The organism is Streptomyces sp. Rer75 (assembly GCF_013414305.1).
Taxonomy (GTDB): domain Bacteria; phylum Actinomycetota; class Actinomycetes; order Streptomycetales; family Streptomycetaceae; genus Streptomyces; species Streptomyces himastatinicus.
On sequence record NZ_CP058693.1, the window covers coordinates 3653565 to 3675944 of the forward strand.

General features: G+C 72.6%; 8 protein-coding genes. 5 read left to right on the top strand and 3 right to left on the bottom strand.

The genetic code is table 11. The features are described from left to right. Positions 1 to 279 precede the first annotated feature (279 nt). Positions 280 to 3084 (top strand): LuxR family transcriptional regulator, encoded by a 2805-nt coding sequence (locus HYQ63_RS15565; RefSeq protein WP_179934355.1) that lies wholly within the window; start codon positions 280 to 282, stop codon positions 3082 to 3084. Positions 3085 to 3123: 39 nt separating this feature from the next. After that, a complete protein-coding gene (locus tag HYQ63_RS15570) occupies positions 3124 to 4782 on the top strand; it encodes an NAD(P)/FAD-dependent oxidoreductase (RefSeq protein WP_179934356.1) in 1659 nt (552 codons plus the stop codon). 77 nt (positions 4783 to 4859) lie between these two features. Here HYQ63_RS15570 and HYQ63_RS15575 read toward each other — a convergent pair whose 3' ends face one another. Further along, on the bottom strand, positions 4860 to 6272 hold the full coding sequence (locus HYQ63_RS15575; RefSeq protein ID WP_179934357.1) for a class I adenylate-forming enzyme family protein: 1413 nt from the start codon (positions 6270 to 6272) through the stop codon (positions 4860 to 4862). Between the two features lie 66 nt (positions 6273 to 6338). Beyond that, positions 6339 to 6962: a thioesterase II family protein gene (locus tag HYQ63_RS15580; RefSeq protein WP_257231875.1), complete on the bottom strand. Its 624-nt coding sequence runs from the start codon at positions 6960 to 6962 to the stop codon at positions 6339 to 6341. A gap of 377 nt (positions 6963 to 7339) precedes the next feature. On the opposite strand from HYQ63_RS15580, the gene HYQ63_RS15585 reads away from it, so the two are divergent. From HYQ63_RS15585 to HYQ63_RS15595, 3 genes are read left to right on the top strand one after another with little or no spacing between them, the layout of a single operon-like run. Beyond that, positions 7340 to 8374: an ABC transporter ATP-binding protein gene (locus HYQ63_RS15585; RefSeq protein ID WP_179934359.1), complete on the top strand. Its 1035-nt coding sequence runs from the start codon at positions 7340 to 7342 to the stop codon at positions 8372 to 8374. Then, positions 8371 to 9648 carry an ABC transporter permease gene (locus HYQ63_RS15590; protein WP_257231876.1) on the top strand — a complete coding sequence of 426 codons (1278 nt, stop codon included), beginning with the start codon at positions 8371 to 8373 and terminating at the stop codon, positions 9646 to 9648. The genes HYQ63_RS15585 and HYQ63_RS15590 overlap by 4 nt, the downstream gene beginning before the upstream one ends. A gap of 34 nt (positions 9649 to 9682) precedes the next feature. Further along, entirely contained in the window at positions 9683 to 10630 is a 948-nt protein-coding gene (locus HYQ63_RS15595) for an ACP S-malonyltransferase (RefSeq protein ID WP_179934360.1), read from the top strand. A 77-nt stretch (positions 10631 to 10707) separates the two neighbouring features. On the opposite strand, the gene HYQ63_RS15600 is transcribed toward HYQ63_RS15595, so the two are convergent. Continuing rightward, positions 10708 to 22368, bottom strand: a complete 11661-nt coding sequence (locus tag HYQ63_RS15600; protein ID WP_179934361.1) for a type I polyketide synthase — start codon at positions 22366 to 22368, stop codon at positions 10708 to 10710. Positions 22369 to 22380 lie beyond the last annotated feature (12 nt).

The following is a 22380-nucleotide window of genomic DNA, read 5'->3' on the forward strand; positions in this document are numbered from 1 at the left end:
CAGCTTCACAACTCCACGGCACAGGAACGGACACCGGAACTACCGTAATCGAACGTATTCACGCGTGACGCCTCCGTCATCTTTTCGTACCAACAGCACTGCTAGAGTTCCCATCCGTCAGCCCCTCGGCGGACGTTGGGGATTGCCATCCCCAGGGACGTCCGGGAGGCGCGGCAACAGCACATCGGGGGACAAGGCATTGGCACGCCGTGCGTCGCACGGTGCGTGTGCTTTCACCACCCCTGCGCAAAAGTTGAATTCGGGGAAGGTGTTTCTTAAGTGTTGGTGGAGCGCGACCAGGAGACAGACCGGCTCACGCGCCTCCTGTTCGGCGGCGCCCGCGAGGGAAGCCGGCTCGCTGTCATCAGCGGTGCCGTGGCCTCCGGAAAGACCGCACTTCTGCACCAGGTGACGGACACGGCGGGGGCGCGTGGCGTCCGGGTGCTGAACGCGGTGGCCTCCGCCTTCGAGCAGGAATTCCCGTACGCCGTCGTCGAGCAGCTCTACCAGGGCATGCCCGCCCACCTTCAGCACGCCCGCCCCCGGCCGGGCCTCGACACACCGCACAGCCCGCACGGCCCCCACCAGGCCGACCTGCCGCTGCTCCAGGCCTTCCACCGCGCCCTGGACGAACTCACCGCCGACGCACCGCTGCTGATCGCCATCGACGACGTCCAGTACGCCGATCTGCCGTCCCTGCGCGCCCTCGCCTACGGCATCCGCCGCTGCCGCTCCGAGGCGCTGTCCGTCGTGATGACCCGCGGCGCGCTGACCGGGCCCGCCGGCCCGGCCCTGGACGAACTGCTGCACCGGCCGAACGCGTGCCACGTACGGCTCGCCCCGCTCACCGTCGCGGGCGTCACCACCCTGCTGACCGAGGAACTCGGCCCCGCCGAGGCCGAGCGGCACGCCGCCGCGTTCCACGACCTGACCGGCGGCAACCTGCTGCTGCTGCGCGGGCTGCTGGACGACCGGTTCTCCCGGCTCACCTGCGGCCCCCTCGACACCGCGCCCGGCACCGGCACCCCGGCGCCCGGCGAGCTGTTCCGCCAGGCGGCGCTGTCCTGCGTCTACCGCGGCGGCCCGGCCCACCACCGGATCGCCCAGGGCATCGCCCTGCTGGGCGACGGCTCGTCCGCACGCCGCTTGAGCAAGCTCGTCGCGGTCGAGGAGCGCCAGGTGCGGCAGGCTGTCGCGGCGCTCACCGAGGTGGGCATCCTGCACGAAGCGCAGTTCAGGAGCGCCGACGTGCGCACCGTCCTGCTGGACGACCTGCCCGCGGACGAACTCGCCCGGCTGCACCACCGGGCCGCGCGGCTGCTGCACGAGGAGGGCGCCGACCCCATCGACGTGGCGGGCCATCTGCTCCACCACGAACTGGCCGAGCCGGTCGAGGAGTGGATCCCCGAGACCCTGCGCGACGCCGCCCGGCACGCCGTGGCCGCCGACCGCATGGAACTGGCCGTCAACTGCCTCCAGATGGCCCACCGATGTACGACCGACGAGCGGGAGACGCTCATCCTCCAGGTCACGATGGTGGAAGCCATGTGGCCGTTCAATCCGCTCTCCCAGCTGCGGCGGCTCCAGTCCCTGGCCGGTCCCGCGAGCAACGGGCAGCTGCCCGCGGAGTACGCCATCCCGGTCCTCCTCCGGCTGCTGACGCTCGGCCAGACGGCCGAGGCCGCCGCCGCCCTCGGCCGGATCGGCCGGGACGCGAGCCCCGGCTCGGAACTCGACACCACGCTGCGGACCATCGACCTGGCCCTCGCCTCCACCTTCCCCGGCTCCCCCGAGCTGCGGACCTTCGTGGAGCGGGCCGAGCCGGACGGCCCCCGCGCGGGCGGCCCCTTGACGGCCGAGCAGACCCCCGAGTCGCCGCAGCTCACCGCGGGCAAGGCGCTGCGGACCGTGCTGCGCCACGGCGCCGACGACCGCGCCGTACAGGCCGCGGAGCGGGTGCTGGAGACCACCCGGCTCACCGACCCGACCATGCCGACCGTGCACGCCGCGCTCCAGGTCCTCATCTACGCGGACCGGCTCGCCACCGCCACCACCTGGTGCGACCAGCTGATCGAGCAGTGCGAGCGACGCGGCGCCAAGGGAGTGCTGGCCGCCTTCCGCGCCCTGCGGGCCCAGATCGCGCTGCGGGCCGGACGGCTGCCGGACGCGGTGCGCTACGCGGAGCGGGCGCTGGAGGAGCTTCCGGCCCGCGGCTGGGGCGTCGCCGTCGGCGTGCCGCTCGCGGTGCTGATCAACGCGCACACCGCGATGGGCCACCACGACACCGCCGCCGAGATCCTGGCGCGGCCGGTGCCGGAGGAGATGTTCCGGAGCCGCTACGGGCTCCACTACCTGTACGCGCGGGCCTGCCACCAGCTGGCCACCGGGCGCCAGCACGCCGCCCTCACCGGCTTCCGGGCCTGCGGCGAGAAGATGACCGCCTGGGGCCTGGACTCGCCCGCCATGCTGCCCTGGCGGCTCGGCGCCGCCGAGACCTGGCTGACCCTCGGCAGCCAGGACCGGGCCGCGCGGCTGGCGCAGGAGCAGCTGGAGCTGACCGGCGAGGCGCCCTCGCGCACCCGCGGCGCCGCGCTGCGCGTGCTGGCCGCCACCCGGCCGGCGAGCGAGCGGCCCGCCCTGCTCCAGCAGGCCGTCGCGGTGCTCCAGGAGACCGGCGGCTGGTACGAGATGGCGCGGGCGCTGGCCGACCTCGCGGAGGCGCACAAGCAGCTCGGCGACCTGGACACCAGCCGGCTGATGACCCGGCGCGCCCTGCGGCTCGCCGACGGGTGCGGCGCCGAGGAGCTGTCCCGTTCGCTCCAGCGCACCCCGGGCCGCTCGGCCCTGTCGGAGGCGGCCCGCACCGGCGAGGAGACCACCACGTTCTCCGAACTCTCCGACGCCGAGAGCCGGGTGGCCGCCCTCGCGGCCTCGGGCTACACCAACCGGGAGATCGCCGCCAAGCTCTACATCACGATCTCCACGGTCGAGCAGCACCTCACCCGGGTCTACCGGAAGATCAACATCAGCCAGCGCCGCGATCTGCCCGCGAGCCTCGATTTCGACGTCGCCCACACCGCCTGATATCCCAGCGATTCCGCACGGCCCCAAGAGGTTGCTTCCATGACGTCTGCGCCCGCGTCTCCCCTGACGATGCTGGTACCGGACTTTCCTTTCTCCTACGACAGCTGGCTGACCCATCCGGCCGGTCTGGGCGCGGTGCCGAGCGAACGGCACGGCACCGAAGTCGCGGTCATCGGCGGCGGAATGTCCGGGATGACGGCGGCGTATGAACTCCTGCGCCTGGGATTGCGCCCGGTCGTCTACGAAGCGGAGCAATTGGGCGGCCGGATGCGTTCCACGCCCTTTCCCGGGAATCCGGAATATGTGGCGGAAATGGGCGCCATGCGCTTCCCCGTCTCCGCGACCGCGCTGTTCCACTACATCGGCACCCTCGGACTGGCCACCCGCCCCTTTCCGAACCCCCTCGCACCGTCCACCCCGAGCACCCTGATCGACCTGAACGGCGGGCGCCGCCAGGCCCGCACCCCGGACGAGCTCCCGACCGTCTACCAGGAGGTCGCCGACGCCTGGGAGAAGGCGCTCCAGGAGCGGGCCGAGCTGTCCACCGTGCGGGACGCCATCCAGCGGCGGGACACCGCCACGCTGAAGGCCGTCTGGGACCGGCTGGTCAGGGAGTTCGACGACCAGTCCTTCTACGGCTTCCTGGCCACCTCCCCCACCTTCCAGTCGTTCCGCCACCGGGAGATCTTCGGCCAGGTCGGCTTCGGCACCGGCGGCTGGGACACCGACTTCCCCAACTCGGTGCTGGAGATCCTGCGCGTCGTCGTCACCGACGCCGACGACCACCAGGTCGGCATCGTCGGCGGCTCCCAGCAGCTGCCGCGCGGCCTGTGGGAGCACCCTCCGGCCGCGCCCCCGCACTGGCCGGAGGGCACCTCGCTGGCGTCGCTGCACGGCGGCCGGCCGCGGCCCGCGGTCACCCGGCTGCGCCGGGCCGGGGACGGCATCCGGGTACGGGACGAGAGCGGCGAGGAGCGCGAGTTCCCCGCGGTGGTCTTCAGCCCGCACGTCTGGACGCTGCTGAACCGGATCGACTGCGACCCGGAGCTGCTGCCCACCCCGCTGTGGACGGCGGTCGAGCGCACCCACTACATGGGCGCCTCCAAGCTGTTCGTCCTGGTCGACCGGCCGTTCTGGCGGGACCCCGACCCGGCGACCGGCCGGGACGTGATGAGCATGACGCTCACCGACCGGATGCCGCGCGGGGTCTATCTGTTCGACGACGGGCCCGACCGGCGCGGGGTGATGTGCCTGTCGTACACCTGGAACGACGACTCGCTGAAGGTCGCCACCCTCACGCCCGAGGACCGGCTGGAGCGGCTGCTGAGCCAGCTGGGCGCGATCTACCCGGACGTCGACATCCGCTCGCACATCGTCGCCGGGCCGCTGACCGTCACCTGGGAGACCGAGCCGCGCTTCATGGGCGCGTTCAAGTCCAACCTGCCCGGTCACTACCGCTACCAGCGGCGGCTGTTCACCCAGTTCATGCAGGACGACATGCCCGCCGAGCAGCGCGGCTTCTTCCTGTGCGGGGACGACGTGTCCTGGACCGCCGGGTTCGCGGAGGGCGCGGTGACCACGGCGCTCAACGCGGTGTGGGGGGTGCTCAACCACCTGGGCGGCGCCACCCACCCGGACAACCCGGGCCCGGGCGACCGCTTCCACGACTTCGCCCCCGTGGAGCTGCCGTACGACTAGGGGTTTCCCTAGACGATTCCCTGAAAGAAGTGGGGGCCGGTGCACCGCACCGGCCCCCACTTCTTCTTCACATGTGTCTAGCCGCGCGCGATCTCCTCAAGCCGCTTCTTGTCCGGCTTGCCGTTGCGGTTGAGCGGGAAGGCGTCCAGCACCTCGACCCGGTTGGGCTGCTCGTAGACCGGCAGCACGTCGCACAGCCGCTCGCGCCAGTACTTGGCGTCCCGCTGCTCGTCGTCCTCCACGAAGAAGACCAGCTGCACATCGCCGCGGCGGCGCTCGTCGGGGAGCGGCACGATCCGGGTGGAGATGTGGGCGACGGCGGCCTTGCGCTCGACCAGCTCGGGGTAGAGCAGATAGCCGTAGCGGTGCACCGCGAACTTCCGGCCCAGGACGAAGAGGTTGTCGTCCTCGTCCAGGTAGCCGAGGTCGCCGGTGGGGAACCAGCCGGTCGGCATGGCGTCGATGCCGCCGTCCTCGGCGAGGTGGCCCTCCAGCGCGTCCGGGGTGTCGACCTCGATCTCACCGGCCTGGCCGGGGGCGGCGGGGACGCCGGACTCGTCGATGATGCGCAGCTTGATGCCGTCCATGGCCCGGCCGCAGGAGACCGGGTTCTCCAGGGTGGCGAAGGCGATGTTGCCCAGCTCGGTGCTGCCGTAGCTGTCCAGCAGCGGCAGCCCGAACTCGGCGACGTAGCCGTCGGAGAGCGCGCCGTCGAGCGGTGCCGCGCCGGAGCAGAACATGCGGACCTGCTCCAGCTGCGCCCGCAGCGAGGGCTTCCGGCCGACCAGGTTGAGCATGGTGCGGTAGCTGGACGGGGTGGCGTCGAGCACGGTCGCGCCGGTCCGCCCCGCCATCTGCACGGCCCGGTCGAGGCGCTTGTAGGGGGCGATCACCAGGGAGCAGCGGGTGAGCCAGGCGATGAGCACCATGGACAGCCCGTACTGGTGGGCGAAGGGCAGCAGCGGGAGCAGGACGTCGTCCTCCCGGTGCCCCACCTGGGCGGCGTTGCGCTCCAGGTTGGTCAGGAACTTGCGGCCGGACTTGACCGCGCCCTTGGGCTCGCCGGTGGAGCCGGACGTCCACATGATGAGGCCGTCCTGCCGGTCGGCCCAGGCGTCGAAGGACAGCTCGCGGGTGCTGAGCGGCCGTCCGGCGGCCGGGGCGATCACCTCGTAGAGGTTGACCACGCGGCCGTCATCGTGGATCGGGGAGTCGTCGTCGACGAAGGCGATGGCGGCGCCGGTGCGCCCGGCTATCCGCCGGGTCTCGTCCGGGTGCTCCTGCTGGTCGATCAGGACGATGGACGCGCCGACGTGCATGAGCGCGAACAGCACACTGACGTAGGCGGCGGAGTTGCCCGCCTTGAGGATGACGCGGTCGCCCGGGGCGACCCCGTGCTGCTCGCGGATCACATCGGCGACGCGGATCGCGTCCAGCTCGAAGTCGGCCAGCGTCTGCACCGAGTCGAGCGCGTAGATCTTCGCGGTCATCGAACGTACTCTTTCCTTTTCCCTGGGGAGTGCCTGAGGAGTACGGGCAGCCGCGGCCGTGTGTGCCTAGGCTCCCTTGTCTTCGGCGCCGGTCTCCCACTCGGCGTCGACGGGGACTTGCGAGAGCAGTTGGTCGTGCACCAGGTTCACGACCTCTCTCCGGCTCGAATCGAGGTAGCTGCGGGACCCGGGAAACACCTCGAGGTCGAAACGTCCGCTCGTACGCCGCCGCCAGGCCCGTACGCCGCGCAGCGGGGTCTTGGGGTCGCCCTCGCCGGCGAGGGCGACGATCCGGCAGCCGAGGGCCGGCGGGCCCAGCGCCATGCCCCAGTGGGCGGTCCGGCCGGATACGAACAGGGTCAGCAGGGGCGTCCCGGTCTCCCGCTCCAGGCGCTCGGCCACGCGGTAGGCGAGGTCGGCCCCGACCCGGTGCCCGAAGAAGGCGATCGGGCGGTCCATCCACTCGCCCAGCGCGCCGAAGATCCGGTCGACCAGCTCCGGGGAGTCGGTCAGCCGCTCACCGTCCTCATCGTCCGCGCCGTCCGCGAAGCCGGTGTGGAGGGGGTACTGGATCGCTAGAACCTCCACGGTGGGCAGCAGGAGTTCGGACAGGGAGAGGTAGTACGCGGTGGAGTGGGCGGACTCCGGGAAGCAGATCAGCCGGAAACTGCTGGGAGTTTCCGTTTGCAATATCCGAATAAGGCCCACATCATCGGGCTTGACCTGGCTCAAGGAGTACATCCCCGCGATTGCACTGAGGGGGCCGGGCACGAGTGCACGGATGGGGCGTGTCGACCATGTTCGATCGAGGCGCTGACTCCGTGAGGTTATGGCCCCGCTGTGGCGGTCACAACCCCTAGTAACCGCTGTCCGGTGTACGCGTTATATGCGGGGTACCACGGCATCCATAGGTGGCGTGGGGCACAACTGGGGACCCCCTAATGTCCCCTGACTTCTCCCCCTACCCCCTAACGTACGGGTGGCCTCTGACCTGGAGTCAAGCAGCCGTGTTAGACATGGCGAAAGCATGTTCTCCATAAGCCAATTAAATCGGTGCGACGACAGCGATGAACACAACACGTCCTATTGATTTCGCCGTCGTTGTCGACGGCTTGGTCAAGCAGTACCCAGGCCGTCCCGCCCCGGCGGTGGACGATCTCAGCTTCACCGTCAACCATGGCGAGGTCTTCGGGTTCCTCGGCCCCAATGGGGCGGGCAAGACCACCACGATCGGGATCCTGACCACCCGGGTCGCTCCCAGCGGCGGACGTGCGTTCGTACAGGGCGTCGACGTGGTGGCGAAGCCCGCGGTGGCACGGCAGTCCTTCGCCGTCGTCCCGCAGCGCAACAACCTCGACCGGTCCCTGACCATTCGTCAGAACCTCACCTTCCACGCCGGTTACCACGGGCTGTCCCGCGCCGAGCGGAACCGGCTCGCGGACGAGAGCCTGGAGTGGGTGGGCCTGGGCGACCACGCCAAGGCCCGGGCGGACCAGGTGTCCGGCGGCCAGGCGCAGCGCGTGATGATCGCGCGGGCCCTGATGCACCGCCCCCGTGTGCTGTTCCTCGACGAACCGGCCACCGGCCTCGACCCGCAGTCGCAGCTGTTCGTGCGCGACCGGGTCGCCGAACTCAAGCTGCGCGGCGTCACCGTGGTCATCACCACGCACGACATGGACGAGGCCGCCAAGCTCTGCGACCGGATCGGGATCGTGGACCACGGCAAGCTGCTCGCGCTCGACACCCCGGAGGCGCTGACGAGCAGGCTCAGCAACACCGCGCTGTCGGTCACGGTGCAGCCGCCGCACAACGGGCTCGACGGGGTGCTCGGCATGGTCCGCGGCCTGGATGTGGTCGAGCGGGTCGAGGTGATCCAGCAGGACGACAAGGACTTGGTCGAGTCCATCCTCGGCGGCGGGACCGCGGAAGGCAGCGACGGCAGCACCCGGATGAAGATCTACAGCGATGCCCCGTCCTCGGTGCTCCTCCCCACCTGCCTCAAGGTCCTGACCGACGCCGGCTGTGAGATCAAGGACCTGAGCGTCAGCCAGGCGAGCCTGGAAGACGTCTTCGTCGAGCTGACAGGGAAAGAGCTGCGATGACCACCTCCACACGACCCACGCCCGACGGAGAGGCGAACTCCGGCGGCAAGGCCGCGGGAGAAACGTCCACCGGCCGCCAGGACGGCGAGCACCAGCGGGCCGCCGACCGCCGACCCGGTTCGGGCACGGTGATCGGCGGCACGGTGGTCTCCGAGAAGAGCGGGGACGGGAAGAGCGACATCGGCGACACCCTGACCCTGGCCGTCACGCCGCCCAAGCCGGGCACCCAGTCCTCCGGCAAGCGGGCCGGGCGGCCCACCGGTCCCGCGGGTGCCACCGGCCCCGCGGCCGCTTCGAACGCACCGGTACCCGCCCAGGCCGCGGCCCCCGCTCCGGCCGGGGCCGTCGCCGTACGGGAGCCCGCTGCCGCCCCGGCTCCCGCGGGCGCCGCCGCGACGGCCGTCGCCGTCCCCGAACCGGCCGCCGGGCCGTCCACGGAGATCGTTCCCGCGCGCTCCGCGAAGGGGTCCGGCGGGCGTCACCGGCGCCGCGCCAACCGGTGGCGGACGTTCTTCTTCATCCTGTGGCGGGACATCTTCGTCACCGGCCGCGAGATGGGTCCGTTCCTGGGCCAGGTCATCGTGGAGCCGTTCTTCATGCTGTTCGTCTTCGGCAAGGTGCTCGGCGAGATCGGCTTCACCCAGCCCGGGTTCCAGCAGGTGCTGCTGCCCGGTGTGGTGGCGCTCAACAGCTTCCTGGTCGCCCTCCAGAACACCGCGCTGCCGCTGGCCATCGACTTCTCCTGGACCAAGGAGATCGAGGACCGGCTGCTCGCGCCCATCCCGGTCTCCCTGGTCGCGGTGGAGAAGGCGGTCTTCGGCGCGATGCGCGGTCTGATCGGCTCCCTGGTCATGATCCCGATCGGTCTGGCGCTGCTCGACGACGTCTCCTGGCCGATGTCCAAGATGCCGGAGACGCTGGGCATCCTCAGCCTCGGCGGGCTGGTCGGCGGCTGCGTCGGCCTCACCCTGGGCACGCTGGCGCCCGCGCGTCACATCTCCATCGTCTTCGCCATGACGCTCACCCCGATCATGTTCACCGGGGCCACGCAGTTCCCGTGGCGGAGCCTGGACGGCGTCCGCTGGTTCCAGATCCTGTGCACCTTCAACCCGCTGACCTACATCACCGAGGCGATGCGCGGGCTGCTGCTGGCCCCCGGGCCGAAGACACCGGAGTCGATCCCGCTGTGGATCTGCTTCTCCGCCATCGGGGCGGCCATCCTGATCTACGGGTTCATCGGCATCCGCGGCTTCAACCGCCGGGCGCAGGACTGAGAGTCGACCGTACCGAGAACGAAGGCACCACACCATGACGGCATCCGAGCCATCCGAGCAGGCCAAGAAGGCCATCGTCTTCCCGGGCATGGGACCCTCCAGCTTCGCCGAGGTGGGCAGGTTCCTCACCCTCGACCCGTTCGCCCGGAAGCGGCTGGCCGAGGCCGACGAGGCCCTCGGCTACTCGGTCTTCGACCGGCTCCGCGACTCGGAGGACGACTACTCCGAGGCGACCCAGATAGCCTTCCTGGTCAACTCGATGGCATCGGCGGACCGGGCCGAGGAGGAGCACGGGCTCGTCCCGGACCTGTGCGTGGGCCCCAGCTTCGGGCAGAAGGCGGCTGCGGCGTACGTCGGTTCGCTGCCGTTCCCCGAGGTGGTGCGGCTCACCGCGGAGCTGGCGCGCTGTGAGCACGCGTACTTCGAGGAGGAGTACCAGGACGCGGTCACCCACACCTTCGTCCGCACCCCGCAGGAGAAGCTGACCGGGATCCTCGACGAACTCGGCGAGCGCGGCGAGTGGTACGACTACTCCGGCTACCTCGACGACGGCTTCTTCATGGTGTCGCTGCGCGAGAAGGAGCTGGACGGCTTCAAGCAGAGCATCAGCCAGGCCGGCGGCTACTCCATGTACACCATGGTCCCGGCGGTGCACGCGCCCGCGTTCGCGGAGCTGCGGCGCCGGGCCGCGGAGGAGATCCTGCCCCGGTACGAGATCCTCGACCCGAAGCTGCCCGTGGTCACCGACCAGGACGGCTCGCTCGTGACGACGGCCGACGAGCTGCGCACGATGCTGCTGGACACCTTCGACCTGCCGATCCACTGGCCCAAGGTCGTGGACGCGCTGAAGGGCGCCGGAGTGTCCACGATGTACATCACCGGCCCGGACAACCTCTTCCACCGGCTGGACCGCACCAAGTCCACCTTCGAGGTCGTGACGGTGGGCCCGGGCAAGCGGCAGCGCCCGCCCCGCAAGCGCTGACAACACAAGAGCGTTAACGGGCCGGGCCCCGCACCCCCTCCAGGGTGCGGGGCCCGGCCCCTTGTCGTACGCGCCCGTCAGCCCGACAGCCAGTCCCGGACGGCCCGCGCCGTCGTACCGGCGTGCTCCTCCATCATCGTGAAGTGGTTGCCCGGCACGTCGATCGCGGTGTGCGGCAGCTCCCAGTACGACCGCCAGTCGCCGCCGCGGGACCAGTCGAAGAGCCGCTCCCCGGCCCGGACCAGCAGCGTCGGCGTCTTGACCTCGGTCGGCCGCCACTCGCCGAACAGCCGGAAGTACGCGCCCATGGCCAGCAGCCGGGTGTCGTCCACCGGCACATGGCTCGCGCTCCGCTCGTCCACCCCGGCGCTCAGCCCCGGCTGGAGGCCGACGGCGGCGTCCCGGTCGTGCGAGTAGATGTCCAGCAGGACGACCGCCTCCGGGAAGACCCCGGTGCTCTCCAGCCGCGCGGCCACCTCGTGCGCCAGCACACCGCCCGAGGAGTGCCCCAGCAGCACGAACGGCGCCCCGTCGGTCTGCCGCAGCACCGCGGCGGCCTGCGCCTCGATCACCGCCTCCGGGTGCGCCGGAAGCTGCTCCCCGGCGACGAAACCGGGGTTGCCCAGCGCCCAGACGTCCTGCTCGCCGCGGAAACCGGCGGCGAACCGCGCGTACTGGTGCGGGCCGCCGATCGACAGGATCGAGGAGAAGCACACCACGGCGGGCCGCGTCTCACCGCGCGACAGCCGCACCAGCGCGGGCGCCTTGCGCAGCTCCGCGGCGCTGCCGAACGAGGGCCGGAACCGGGAGACGTCCATCAGCAGCCGCGTGAACTCCTCCTGCCTGCCCAGCTGTCCGGCCTCCCGCATCATCGCGCCGAACACGTCCGACGGCTCCCCGCCCGCCGCGTTCTCGCGCGCGGTGCCGGGCTCCGCACCGCCCTCGGCGGCCACCTCGGGCGCCAGGGCCTCCAGCAGCTGCCCGGTGACCTGCGCGGGCGTCGGGTGGTCGAACAGCAGCGTCGGCGGCAGCCGCAGCCCGGTGACGGCATTGATGCGGTTGCGCAGCTCGACCGCGGTGAGCGAGTCGAAGCCCAGCTCCAGGAAGCCGCGGGTGGCGCCCACGGCGTCCGCGTCCGCGAAGCCGAGGACGGCGGCGGCCTGCGTACGGACCACGTCCAGCAGGACGTTCTCCCGCTCCGCCGCGTCCAGCCCGGCCAGCCGCCGCGCCAGCGACGGGCCACCGGCGTCGGCCGGTGCGCCGGAGGCCGTACGCCGCCGGGCCGGGGCCCGGACCAGTCCGCGGAACACGGCGGGCAGCGCCCCCTCGACGGCCTGCTCGCGCAGCGGCGCGAGGTCCAGGTGGAGCGGCACGAGCACCGTCTCACCGCCGACCGCGCACGCCGTGTCGAACAGCTCCAGACCGTCCCGCGAGGACAGCGGCGCCATCCCGGAGCGGGCCATGCGCTGCACATCCGCCTCCGCCATGTCACCGGTCATCGCGCTGCGCTGCTCCCACAGGCCCCAGGCGAGCGAGAGCGCGGGCAGCCCGGTGGCGCGGCGGTGCGCGGCGAGGGCGTCCAGGAAGGCGTTGGCGGCGGCGTAGTTGGCCTGCCCCGGCGCGCCGAAGGTGCCGGCGGCGGAGGAGAACAGCACGAACGCCCCGAGGTCGAGATCGCGGGTCAGCTCGTGCAGATGGAGCGCCGCGTCCATCTTCGGCCGGGACACCGTGTCGATCCGGTCCGGGGTGAGCGCGGACAGCAGCCCGTCGTCCAGCACACCGGCGGTGTGCACGACGGCGGTCAGCGGATGCGCCGGATCCACCTCGGCCAGCAGCTGCGACAGCGCCTCGCGGTCGGCCACATCGCACGCCGCGACGCTCACCCGCGCGCCCAGCGCGGTCAGTTCGTCGACCAGCTCCGGCATGCCCGCCGCCCGCTGCCCGCGACGGCTGCCCAGCAACAGATGCCGTACGCCGCGCTCGGCCACCAGATGGCGGGCGAGCTGCCCGCCGAGGACACCGGTGGCGCCGGTGATCAGGACCGTGCCGTCCGGGTCGAACCCCGCCTCCGGCGCCGGGTCCTCGTTCCGCTGGGTGGCGACCCTGGCCAGGCGGGGCGCGTGGAGCGCGCCCTCGCGGACGGCGAGCTGCGGCTCGCCCCCGGCCACGGCCGCCATGAGCGCGTCGGCCGTGGTCCCCTCATGGTCCAGGTCGAGCAGCAGGAACCGGTCCGGGTTCTCGGTCTGGGCGGTGCGGATCAGCCCCCATACGGGCGCGTGCAGCAGGTCGGACACCTCGGCGTCCGGGGACGTGGCGACCGCCCGCCGGGTGACGAACGCCAGCCGCGCCCCGGCGAAGACCTCCTCCGCGAGCCACGACTGCGCGCTCTCCAGCGCGGCGTGCGTGGCCAGCCGGGCACCCTCCGCCAGATGGCCGCCACCGCCCCCGGCGGGACCGGTCAGCGGGAGGAGGACGACATCCGGCCGGGGACTGCCGGAAGCCACCACGGCCGCCAGCTCGGCCAGGTCGGGGAAGACGGCGCATTCGGCACCGGTGGCCTCCAGCGCGTGGACGAGCCCGAAGGCGTCCGTGCCGTTGTCCACGGCGCCCTGGCCGACCAGGGCCCAGCGGACGGCCGCGGGGGCCGCCGAGGGGGCCGACACCGGCGCCCACTCCAGCCGGAACAGCGAGTCGTGGTACGTCACCTGGGCCGCCCGCAGCTGCTCCGGCGCGATGTGCCGCAGCACCAGGGAGTCCACCGACGCGACCGCGCCGCCGTTCTCGTCCGCGACGGTCAGGGCCACCGCGTCCGACCCGGCCGGTGCGATCCGTACGCGCAGCGCCGTGGCGCCCGCCGCGTGGAGGGTGACACCGCTCCAGGAGAACGGCAGCCGTACGCCCGCGGCCTCGGCGCCCAGGAAGTCGCCGAGCGCCACGCCGTGCAGCGCGGAGTCCAGCAGCGCCGGGTGGAGCCCGAACAGCGCGGCGTCGGCGTGCTGCTTGCCCGGCAGGCGGAGTTCGGCGAAGACCTCCTCGCCGCGCCGCCAGGCAGCCGTCAGCCCCTGGAACGCCGGGCCATAGCCGAAGCCGCCCGCCGCGAACCGCTCGTACAGGTCGTCCACGTCGAGCGCCACGGCATCGGCGGGCGGCCAGACGGACAGGCCCTCTCCGCTGTCCGCGGCGTCACCGGAGGCCAGCACACCGCCCGCGTTGCGGGTCCAGGCGTGCTCCGAGGCGTCGCCTTGGTCGGCGCCGGGCTCCGGGCGGGAGTAGACCTCCAGCATCCGGCGCCCTTCCGCGTCGGGAGCGCCGACGGTCAGCCGCAGCTGGACCCCGCCGCGCTCGGGCAGGATCAGCGGCGCCTCAAGGGTCAGCTCCTCCAGCACACCACAGCCGACCTGGTCACCGGCCCGGATCGCCAGCTCCACGAAGGCCGTCCCCGGCAGCAGCACCGTGCCGGACACGGCATGGTCGGCGAGCCAGGGGTGGGTCTGGAGGGAGAGCCGCCCGGTGAGCAGGAAGCCGTCGGAGTCCGGGAGTTCGACGGCCGCGCCCAGCAGCGGATGCCCGGCGGCGCCGAGCCCGGCGGAGGCGACGTCGCCCACCGAGAGGGGCACCTCGATCCAGTAGCGCTCGTGCTGGAAGGCGTACGTGGGCAGCTCGACGCGCGAGGCACCGGTGCCCTCGAACACCGCCTCCCAGTCGACGTGGACGCCGCGGGTCCATGCCTCGCCGAGGGATGCCCAGAAGCGGTCGAGACCGCCCTCGTCGCGGCGCAGCGAACCGATCGCGGCCGCGGCGCGTCCCGCGTCCTCGGCCGTCTCCTGGACGCCCATCGCCAGCACCGGGTGGGCGCTGGACTCGATGAAGGCCCCGAAGCCTTCGTCGAGGAGGCGGCGGATGGCGTCTTCGAGTTCGACGGTGCGACGGAGGTTGGTGAACCAGTACTCCGCGTCCAGCTCCGGGCCCTCGACCCACTCCCCCGTCACGGTGGAGAGGAACGGCACCTGGGCAGGCTGTGGTTGCACCGGGGCGAGGAGCGTGAGGAGTTCGTCGCGCAGCAGCTCCACCTGGGCGGAGTGGGAGGCGTAGTCCACCGGGACGCGGCGCGCCCGGACCGCGTCCGCCTCGCACGAGGCCAGCAGCTCGTCCAGCGCGGTCGGCTCACCGGAGACCACCACGGCCGACGGGCCGTTGACGGCCGCCACCGAGATGCGCTCCTCACCCCACGCCGCGATCCGCTCCCGCACCTGGGATACGGGCAGCGCCAGCGACACCATGCCGCCCTTGCCCGCCAGCACCCGGCCGATCGCCTGACTGCGCAGTGCCACCACGCGTGCGGCGTCCTGGAGGGTCAGAATCCCGGCCACGCACGCGGCGGCGATCTCGCCCTGCGAGTGGCCGACCACGGCGGAGGGCCGCACACCCAGCGAACGCCACAGCTCGGCGAGGGAGACCATCACCGAGAACAGCACCGGCTGGACCACGTCGACGCGCTCCAGTGACGGCGCGTTCTCCTTGCCCCGCAGCACATCCACCAGCGACCAGTCGGTGAACTCGGCGAGCGCGGCGGCGCATTCGTGGATGCGGGCGGCGAACACCGGCGAGGCGTCCATCAGCCCCACCGCCATGCCCGCCCACTGCGAGCCCTGCCCCGGGAACACGAACGCCGTCTTGTCGGCCGTTCCGGTGCCCTGGATCAGGTGCGGCGCCGCCTCGCCCCGGGCCAGTGCCGTCAGGGTGGCGGTGAAGTCGTCACGGTCCGTGCCCACCAGCACGGCGCGCTGGTCCAGGGGTGCGCGGGTGGTGGCCAGCGAGTAGCCGATGTCGGCGGGGCGCGGCCCGTCGTCGGTGGTGAGGAGGGTCAGCAGCCGCTCGGCCTGGGCGCGCAGCGCCCCCTCGCTCTTCGCCGACACCACCCACGGCACCGGGCCCGGCTGCCGCGTCCGATCGGGCTTCGCCGGTTCCTCGACGGGCGCCTGCTCGATGATGGTGTGCGCGTTGGTGCCGCTGATGCCGAACGAGGAGATGGCGGCGCGGCGCGGCCGGCCGGTGTCCGGCCATGCCTGCTGATCGGTCAGCAGCGACACCGCGCCCGCCGTCCAGTCCACGTGCGCGGACGGCTCGTCCACGTGCAGGGTCTTCGGCAGGACGCCGTGCTCGATGGCCTTGACCATCTTGATGATGCCCGCCACGCCTGCGGCGGCCTGGGTGTGGCCGAAGTTGGACTTCACCGAGCCCAGCCACAGCGGCTCGTCCTCGGTGTGCTCCTGGCCGTAGGTGGCGAGCAGCGCCTGCGCCTCGATGGGGTCGCCCAGCGTCGTACCGGTGCCGTGCGCCTCGACCACGTCGACCTCGGCGGCGGACAGCCGGGCCCCGGCCAGCGCCTGCCGGATGACGCGCTGCTGCGACGGGCCGTTGGGCGCGGTGAGGCCGTTGGACGCGCCGTCCTGGTTGATGGCGGAGCCGCGGACGACCGCGAGGACCGGGTGGCCGTTCTTACGGGCGTCCGACAGCCGCTCCACGAGCAGCATGCCCACGCCCTCGCCCCAGGCCGTGCCGTCCGCGGCGGCCGCGAACGGCTTGCAGCGGCCGTCGGTCGCGAGGCCGCGCTGCTTGCTGAAGGCCACGAAGGTGCCGGGGGTCGCCATGACGGTCACACCGCCCGCGAGCGCCAGCGAGCATTCGCCGTTGCGCAGCGCCTGCACCGCCATGTGCAGGGTGACCAGCGACGACGAGCAGGCCGTGTCGACAGTGACGGCCGGACCCTCCAGGCCGAAGGTGTACGACACCCGGCCCGAGGCGACGCTGCCGGAGCTGGCGGTGCCCATATAGCCTTCGAGGCCGTCGGGCGCGCGGTGCAGCAGCGTGCCGTAGTCGTTGTACATCACGCCGGTGTAGACACCGGTCCGGCTGCCGCGCACGGTCGCCGGGTCGATGCCCGCGCGCTCGAACGCCTCCCAGGTGGTCTCCAGCAGCAGCCGCTGCTGCGGGTCCATCGCGAGGGCCTCGCGCGGCGAGATCCCGAAGAACACCGGGTCGAAGTGGTGGGCGTCGTGGAGGAAGCCGCCGTTGCGGGCGTAGCTGGTGCCCTGCTGGTCGGGGTCGTCGTCGTACAGCGCCTCGATGTCCCAGCCGCGGTCGGTGGGCATGTCGGTGATGGCGTCCGTGCCCTCGGTGACCAGCTTCCACAGGTCGTCGGGCGAGGCCACCCCGCCGGGGAACCGGCAGCTCATCGCGACAATGGCGATCGGGTCGTCGTTGCGTGAGGTGGTGGTGGCTACGGAGGTGGTGTCGTCGGCCCCGGTGCTGCCTTGCGCCTCGGACCGCAGATAGGTGGCGAGGGCGGCGGGGGTCGGGTAGTCGAAGATCAGCGTGGCCGGGAGCCGGACGCCGGTCACCGCGGTGAGGCGGTTGCGCAGCTCGACGGCGGTGAGCGAGTCGAAGCCGACCTCGCTGAACGCGCGCTGCGGTTCCACCGCTTCGGGCCCGGCGTAGCCGAGTACGGCCGCCACCTGCGTACGGACCAGCGCGAGGACGATCGCCTCGGCCTCCGCGTCCGCCACCCCGGCCAGCTGCTGGGCGAGCGCGCCGGACTGCGCGGCCGCGGCGGCCTGAGCGGCGCGGCGCGGTGGCACACGGACCAGGCCGCGGAAGAGCGGCGGCAGCATGCCGACACCTGCCTGGGTGCGGAGGGCCGCCATGTCGAGCGGCATCGGGACCAGGAGTGCGTCGCTGGTGGTGTTCGTCGCGGCGTCGAAGAGTTCGCGGCCCTGCGCTGCGGTGATGGCGGCGATGCCGCCGCGCTGGAGGCGGGCGAGTTCCGCCTCGTCCAGGTCTCCGGCCATGCCGCCGGACTCGGCCCACAGGCCCCAGGCGAGGGAGGTGGCGGGCAGGCCGCGGGCTGCGCGGTGCTGGGCGAGGGCGTCGAGGAAGGCGTTCGCCGCCGCGTAGTTGCCCTGTCCGGCACCGCCGAAGACTCCGGCGGCGGAGGAGAAGACGATGAATGCCTTCAGGTTCTGGTGCTGGGTCAGGTGGTGCAGGTTCCAGGCCGCGTCCGCCTTCGGGCGCAGGACCTTGGCCAGCCGGTCGGGGGTGAGGGAGGCGATCACGCCGTCGTCCAGCACGCCTGCGGTGTGGATGACGGCCGTCAGGGGGTTGGCGGCGGGGATCGTTGTCAGGGTTTCCGCCAGGGCGGTGCGGTCTGCCACGTCGCAGGCCGACCAGTGGACGGTGGCGCCCAGCTCGGTCAGTTCGGCGGTCAGCTCGGCCGCGCCGGGGGCCTGGTCGCCGCGGCGGCTCACCAGGAGGAGGTGGCGTACGCCGCGCTCCGCCACGAGGTGGCGGGCGAACAGGGCGCCCAGCGTGCCGGACGCGCCGGTCAGCAGGACCGTGCCGTCCGGGTTCCACTCGGGGGCCTCATCCTGCGGTGCCGTTGCGGCGCGGGCCAGGCGCGGGGCCTTGAGCGTGCCCTGCCGGACTGCGACTTCCTGCTCGCCGGATGCCAGTGCGGTGGGGAGCGCGGCGAGGGAGTCCGCGTGGGTGTCGATGTCCACGAGCACGATGCGGTCCGGGTTCTCCGACTGGGCGGAGCGGACCAGGCCGTGGACGGCGGCGTGTGCGAGGTCGGTGACGGGGTCGTGGGGGGCGGTGCTTGCGGCGCCCGACGTCACCAGGACGAGGCGGGAGTCCGCGAAGCGGTCGTCGGCCAACCACTGCTGTAGCAGCCCCAGCACCTGGGTGGTGGCCTGATGCGCCGTGGTGGCGGGCGAGCTTTCCCCTAGCCCGCCCCTTCCCGAAACGATGGGCTCCGCCCCTCGACCCCGGTCCTCAATCGCCGGACGGGCTTGATTGGCCGCACCCGGGCCTTCGGGTGCCGCGCCGTCCGATACCAGGGACGCCACTACGTGCTCCGGCAGCGCCGTTCCGGAGGCTACCGCTCCGGCCAGTGCCGCCAGGTCTGGGTAGGTGGGGAGGCCCAGAGGGGTGGGGCCCACGGACACCCAAGCGTCCTTGGACACCGGCTCGGCAAGGGGCGGGACCTGGGTCCAGTCCACTCGGAACAAGGCGTCCGCCGCACCGCCGGGGCGGGCGCTCAGCTGGTCCGGAGATACCGTGCGCAGCGCCAGACGGTCCACCGAGGCCACCGGGGCGCCCGTCACGTCTGCCAGCGCCAGCGACACCGTGCCGTTTCCGGCCGACGACAGGCGGACCCGTACGGTGTCCGCGCCCACCGAGTGGACGCGGACGCCGGTCCAGGAGAAGGGCAGGCCGCCCTGGCCCGGGTTCTCGGTCAGGTCGCTGAGGCCGATGGTGTGGAGCACGGCGTCCAGCAGCGCCGGGTGTACGCCGAAGAGCGCGGCACCCGGTTCCGTGCCCTCGGGGAGCGCGACCTCGGCGTAGACCTCGCCGTCGGCGCGCCAGGCGGCCCGCAGGCCCTGGAACACCGGGCCGTAGGCGAAGCCCGCCTCGGCCAGGCCCTCGTACAGGCCGTCCGTCTCGATGCGTTCCGCACCCGCGGGCGGCCAGGCGCTCAGGTCGAACGGCGCCGTCGGGGCGCTCGGCGCGAGCAGGCCCGTGGCGTGGCGTACCCACGGCTCGTCGTCGGTGGCCGCGTCGGGGCGGGAGTGGAGCGCGAGGGTGCGGCGGCCGGTGTCGTCCTGGGCGCCCACGGCGATCTGGAGCCGGACCCCGCCCTGCTCGGGCAGGATCAGCGGGGCTTCCAGGGTGAGTTCTTCCACCAGGTCGCATCCGGCCTGCTCACCGGCGCGTACGGCCAGCTCGACGAACGCGGTGCCGGGCAGCAGCACCGTGCCCATCACGGCGTGGTCGGCCAGCCACGGGTGGGTGTCCAGCGCGAGCCGCCCGGTGAACAGGAAGCCCTCCGCGTCGGCCAGCGAGACGGCCGCGCCGAGCAGCGGATGGTCGGCGGTGCCGAGGCCGACCGAGGAGACGTCGCCGTAGGCGGTGCCCGCGTCCAGCCAGTAGTGCTCGCGCTGGAAGGCGTACGTGGGCAGTTCGACGCGCTCGGCGCCCGTGCCCGCGTAGTACGCCTCCCAGTCGGGGGCGGTGCCCCGGGTGTGCAGGGTGGCCAGGGCGGTGGTCAGGGTCTCGGCCTCGGGGCGGCCGGAGCGCAGCGCGGGGACGAACGCCACGTGGTCGGTCTCGTCGCCCGCCAGGCAGTCCTGGCCGAGTGCGGACAGCACACCGTCCGGGCCGAGTTCGAGGTACGTGGTGACGCCCTGGGCCTCCAGGGTGCGGATGCCGTCGAGGAAGCGGACCGCCTCGCGGACGTGGCGCACCCAGAAGTCGGCGGTGGCGATCTCCGAGGCGGGGGCGATGCCACCGGTGAGGTGGGAGACCACCGGGATCTTCGGGGTGTCGTACGTCAGGCTCTCGGCGACCTTGCGGAACGCCTCCAGCATCGGGTCCATCAGCGGCGAGTGGAAGGCGTGGCTGACGGTGAGCCGCTTGGTCTTGCGTCCCTGTGTCTCGAACGACGCGGCTATGGCGACTGCCGCGTCCTCGTCGCCCGCGATGACGACCGACGTCGGGCCGTTGAGGGCGGCTATGCTCACCCGCTCGGTGAGCAGCGGCGCCACCTCGTCCTCGGACGCCTGCACGGCGATCATCGCGCCGCCGCCCGGAAGCCGCTGCATCAGGCGGCCGCGCGCGGCCACCAGCAGGGCGGCGTCGGCGAGCGACAGCACGCCCGCGACGTGTGCGGCGGCGATCTCGCCGATGGAGTGGCCGGAGACGAAGTCCGGCTTCAGGCCCCACGATTCGACCAGGCGGAACAGGGCCACCTCGATGGCGAACAGCGCGGGCTGGGTGAAGCCGGTGCGGTCCAGCGCGGCGGCGTCGTCCCCGAAGAGGACGTCCTTCAGGGGGCGTTCGAGGCGCGGGTCGAGCGCGGCGCACACGGCGTCGAACGCCTCGGCGAAGGCCGGGTACGTCGCGTACAGCTCGCGGCCCATGCCGAGCCGCTGGCTGCCCTGACCGGTGAAGAGGAACGCCAGCTTGCCCCGGGTCTCCGCGCCCTGGACCAGCCCGGTGGCGGGGTCGCCCGCCGCGAGCGCGGCGAGCCGGTCGAGGAGGGTGTCGCGGTCCCCGGCGACCACGGCCGCGCGGTCCTGGAGGGCGGCGCGGGTGGTGGCGAGGGCGTAGCCGACGGACACCGGGTCCAGGTCGGGGCGTTCGGTGACGTACGTGTGCAGCCGGGCGGCCTGGGCGCGCAGCGCGTCCTCGCCCTTGCCGGACAGCACCCACGGCAGGAGGGGGAGGGTGCGGGGCGGTGCCTCGGCAACCGCCACCCCCCCGGTGTCCTCGGTGTCCTCGGTGGCCGGGGCTTCCGGCGCCGGGGGCTGCTCGATGATCAGGTGGGCGTTGGTGCCGCTGATGCCGAACGACGACACGGCGGCGCGGCGCGGGCGGCCGGTCTCCGGCCACGGGCGGCCCTCGGTGAGCAGCGAGACGGCCCCGGCCGACCAGTCGATGTGCGGCGACGGCTCGTCCACGTGCAGGGTCTTGGGCACATAGCCGTGCTCGATGGCCTTGACCATCTTGATGATGCCCGCCACGCCTGCGGCGGCCTGGGTGTGGCCGACGTTGGACTTGATGGAGCCCAGCAGCAGCGGCCGTTCGGCGGGCTTCTCCTTGCCGTAGGTGGCGAGCAGCGCCTGCGCCTCGATGGGGTCGCCCAGCGTCGTACCGGTGCCGTGCGCCTCGACCACGTCGATCTGGTCGGCCGTCAGCCGGGCGCTGGCCAGCGCCTGGCGGATGACGCGCTGCTGGGACGGGCCGTTCGGCGCGGTGAGGCCGTTGCTCGCGCCGTCCTGGTTGGTGGCGGAGCCGCGGACGACGGCCAGCACCCGGTGGCCGTTCTTCCGCGCGTCCGACAGCTTCTCCACGAGCAGCATGCCCGCGCCCTCGGACCATCCGGTGCCGTCGGCGGCCGCCGCGAACGACTTGCAGCGGCCGTCGAAGGACAGTCCGCGCTGGCGGCTGAACTCGGTGAAGGTGCCGGGCGTCGACATCACGGTGACGCCACCGGCCAGGGCCAGCGAGCATTCGCCGTTGCGCAGCGCCTGCATGGCCAGATGCAGGGTCACCAGCGACGACGAGCACGCCGTGTCGACGGTGAGCGCCGGGCCCTCCAGGCCGAAGGTGTACGCCACCCGGCCCGAGGCGATGCTGCTGGAGCCGCCGGTGCCGAGATAGCCCTCGACACCGGGCGGTACGGCGCGCAGCCGCGAGGCGTAGTCGTGGTACATGACGCCCGCGAAGACACCGGTCTTGCTGCCGCGTACGGAGGTGGCGTCGATGCCCGCCCGCTCGAACGCCTCCCAGGTGGTCTCCAGCAGCAGCCGCTGCTGCGGGTCCATCGCGAGGGCCTCGCGCGGGCTGATGCCGAAGAACGCCGGGTCGAAGTAGTTGGCGTCGTGGAGGAAACCGCCCTCCCGGACATAGCTCGTGCCCGCGCCGTCCGGGTCGTCGTCGAAGAGCCGCCCCATGTCCCAGCCGCGGTCCGTGGGGAACTCGGAAATGCCGTCCCCGCCCCCGGACACCAGCCGCCACAGATCCTCGGGCGACTCGACGCCGCCCGGGTAGCGGCAGCTCATGCCGACGATCGCGATGGGCTCCTGGTCCTCCGACTCCACCTCCTGGAGGCGGCGTCGGGTCTCATGCAGGTCGGCGGTGACCCGCTTGAGAAAGTAACGGAGCTTTTCCTCATTCATACGTGCGTTCCC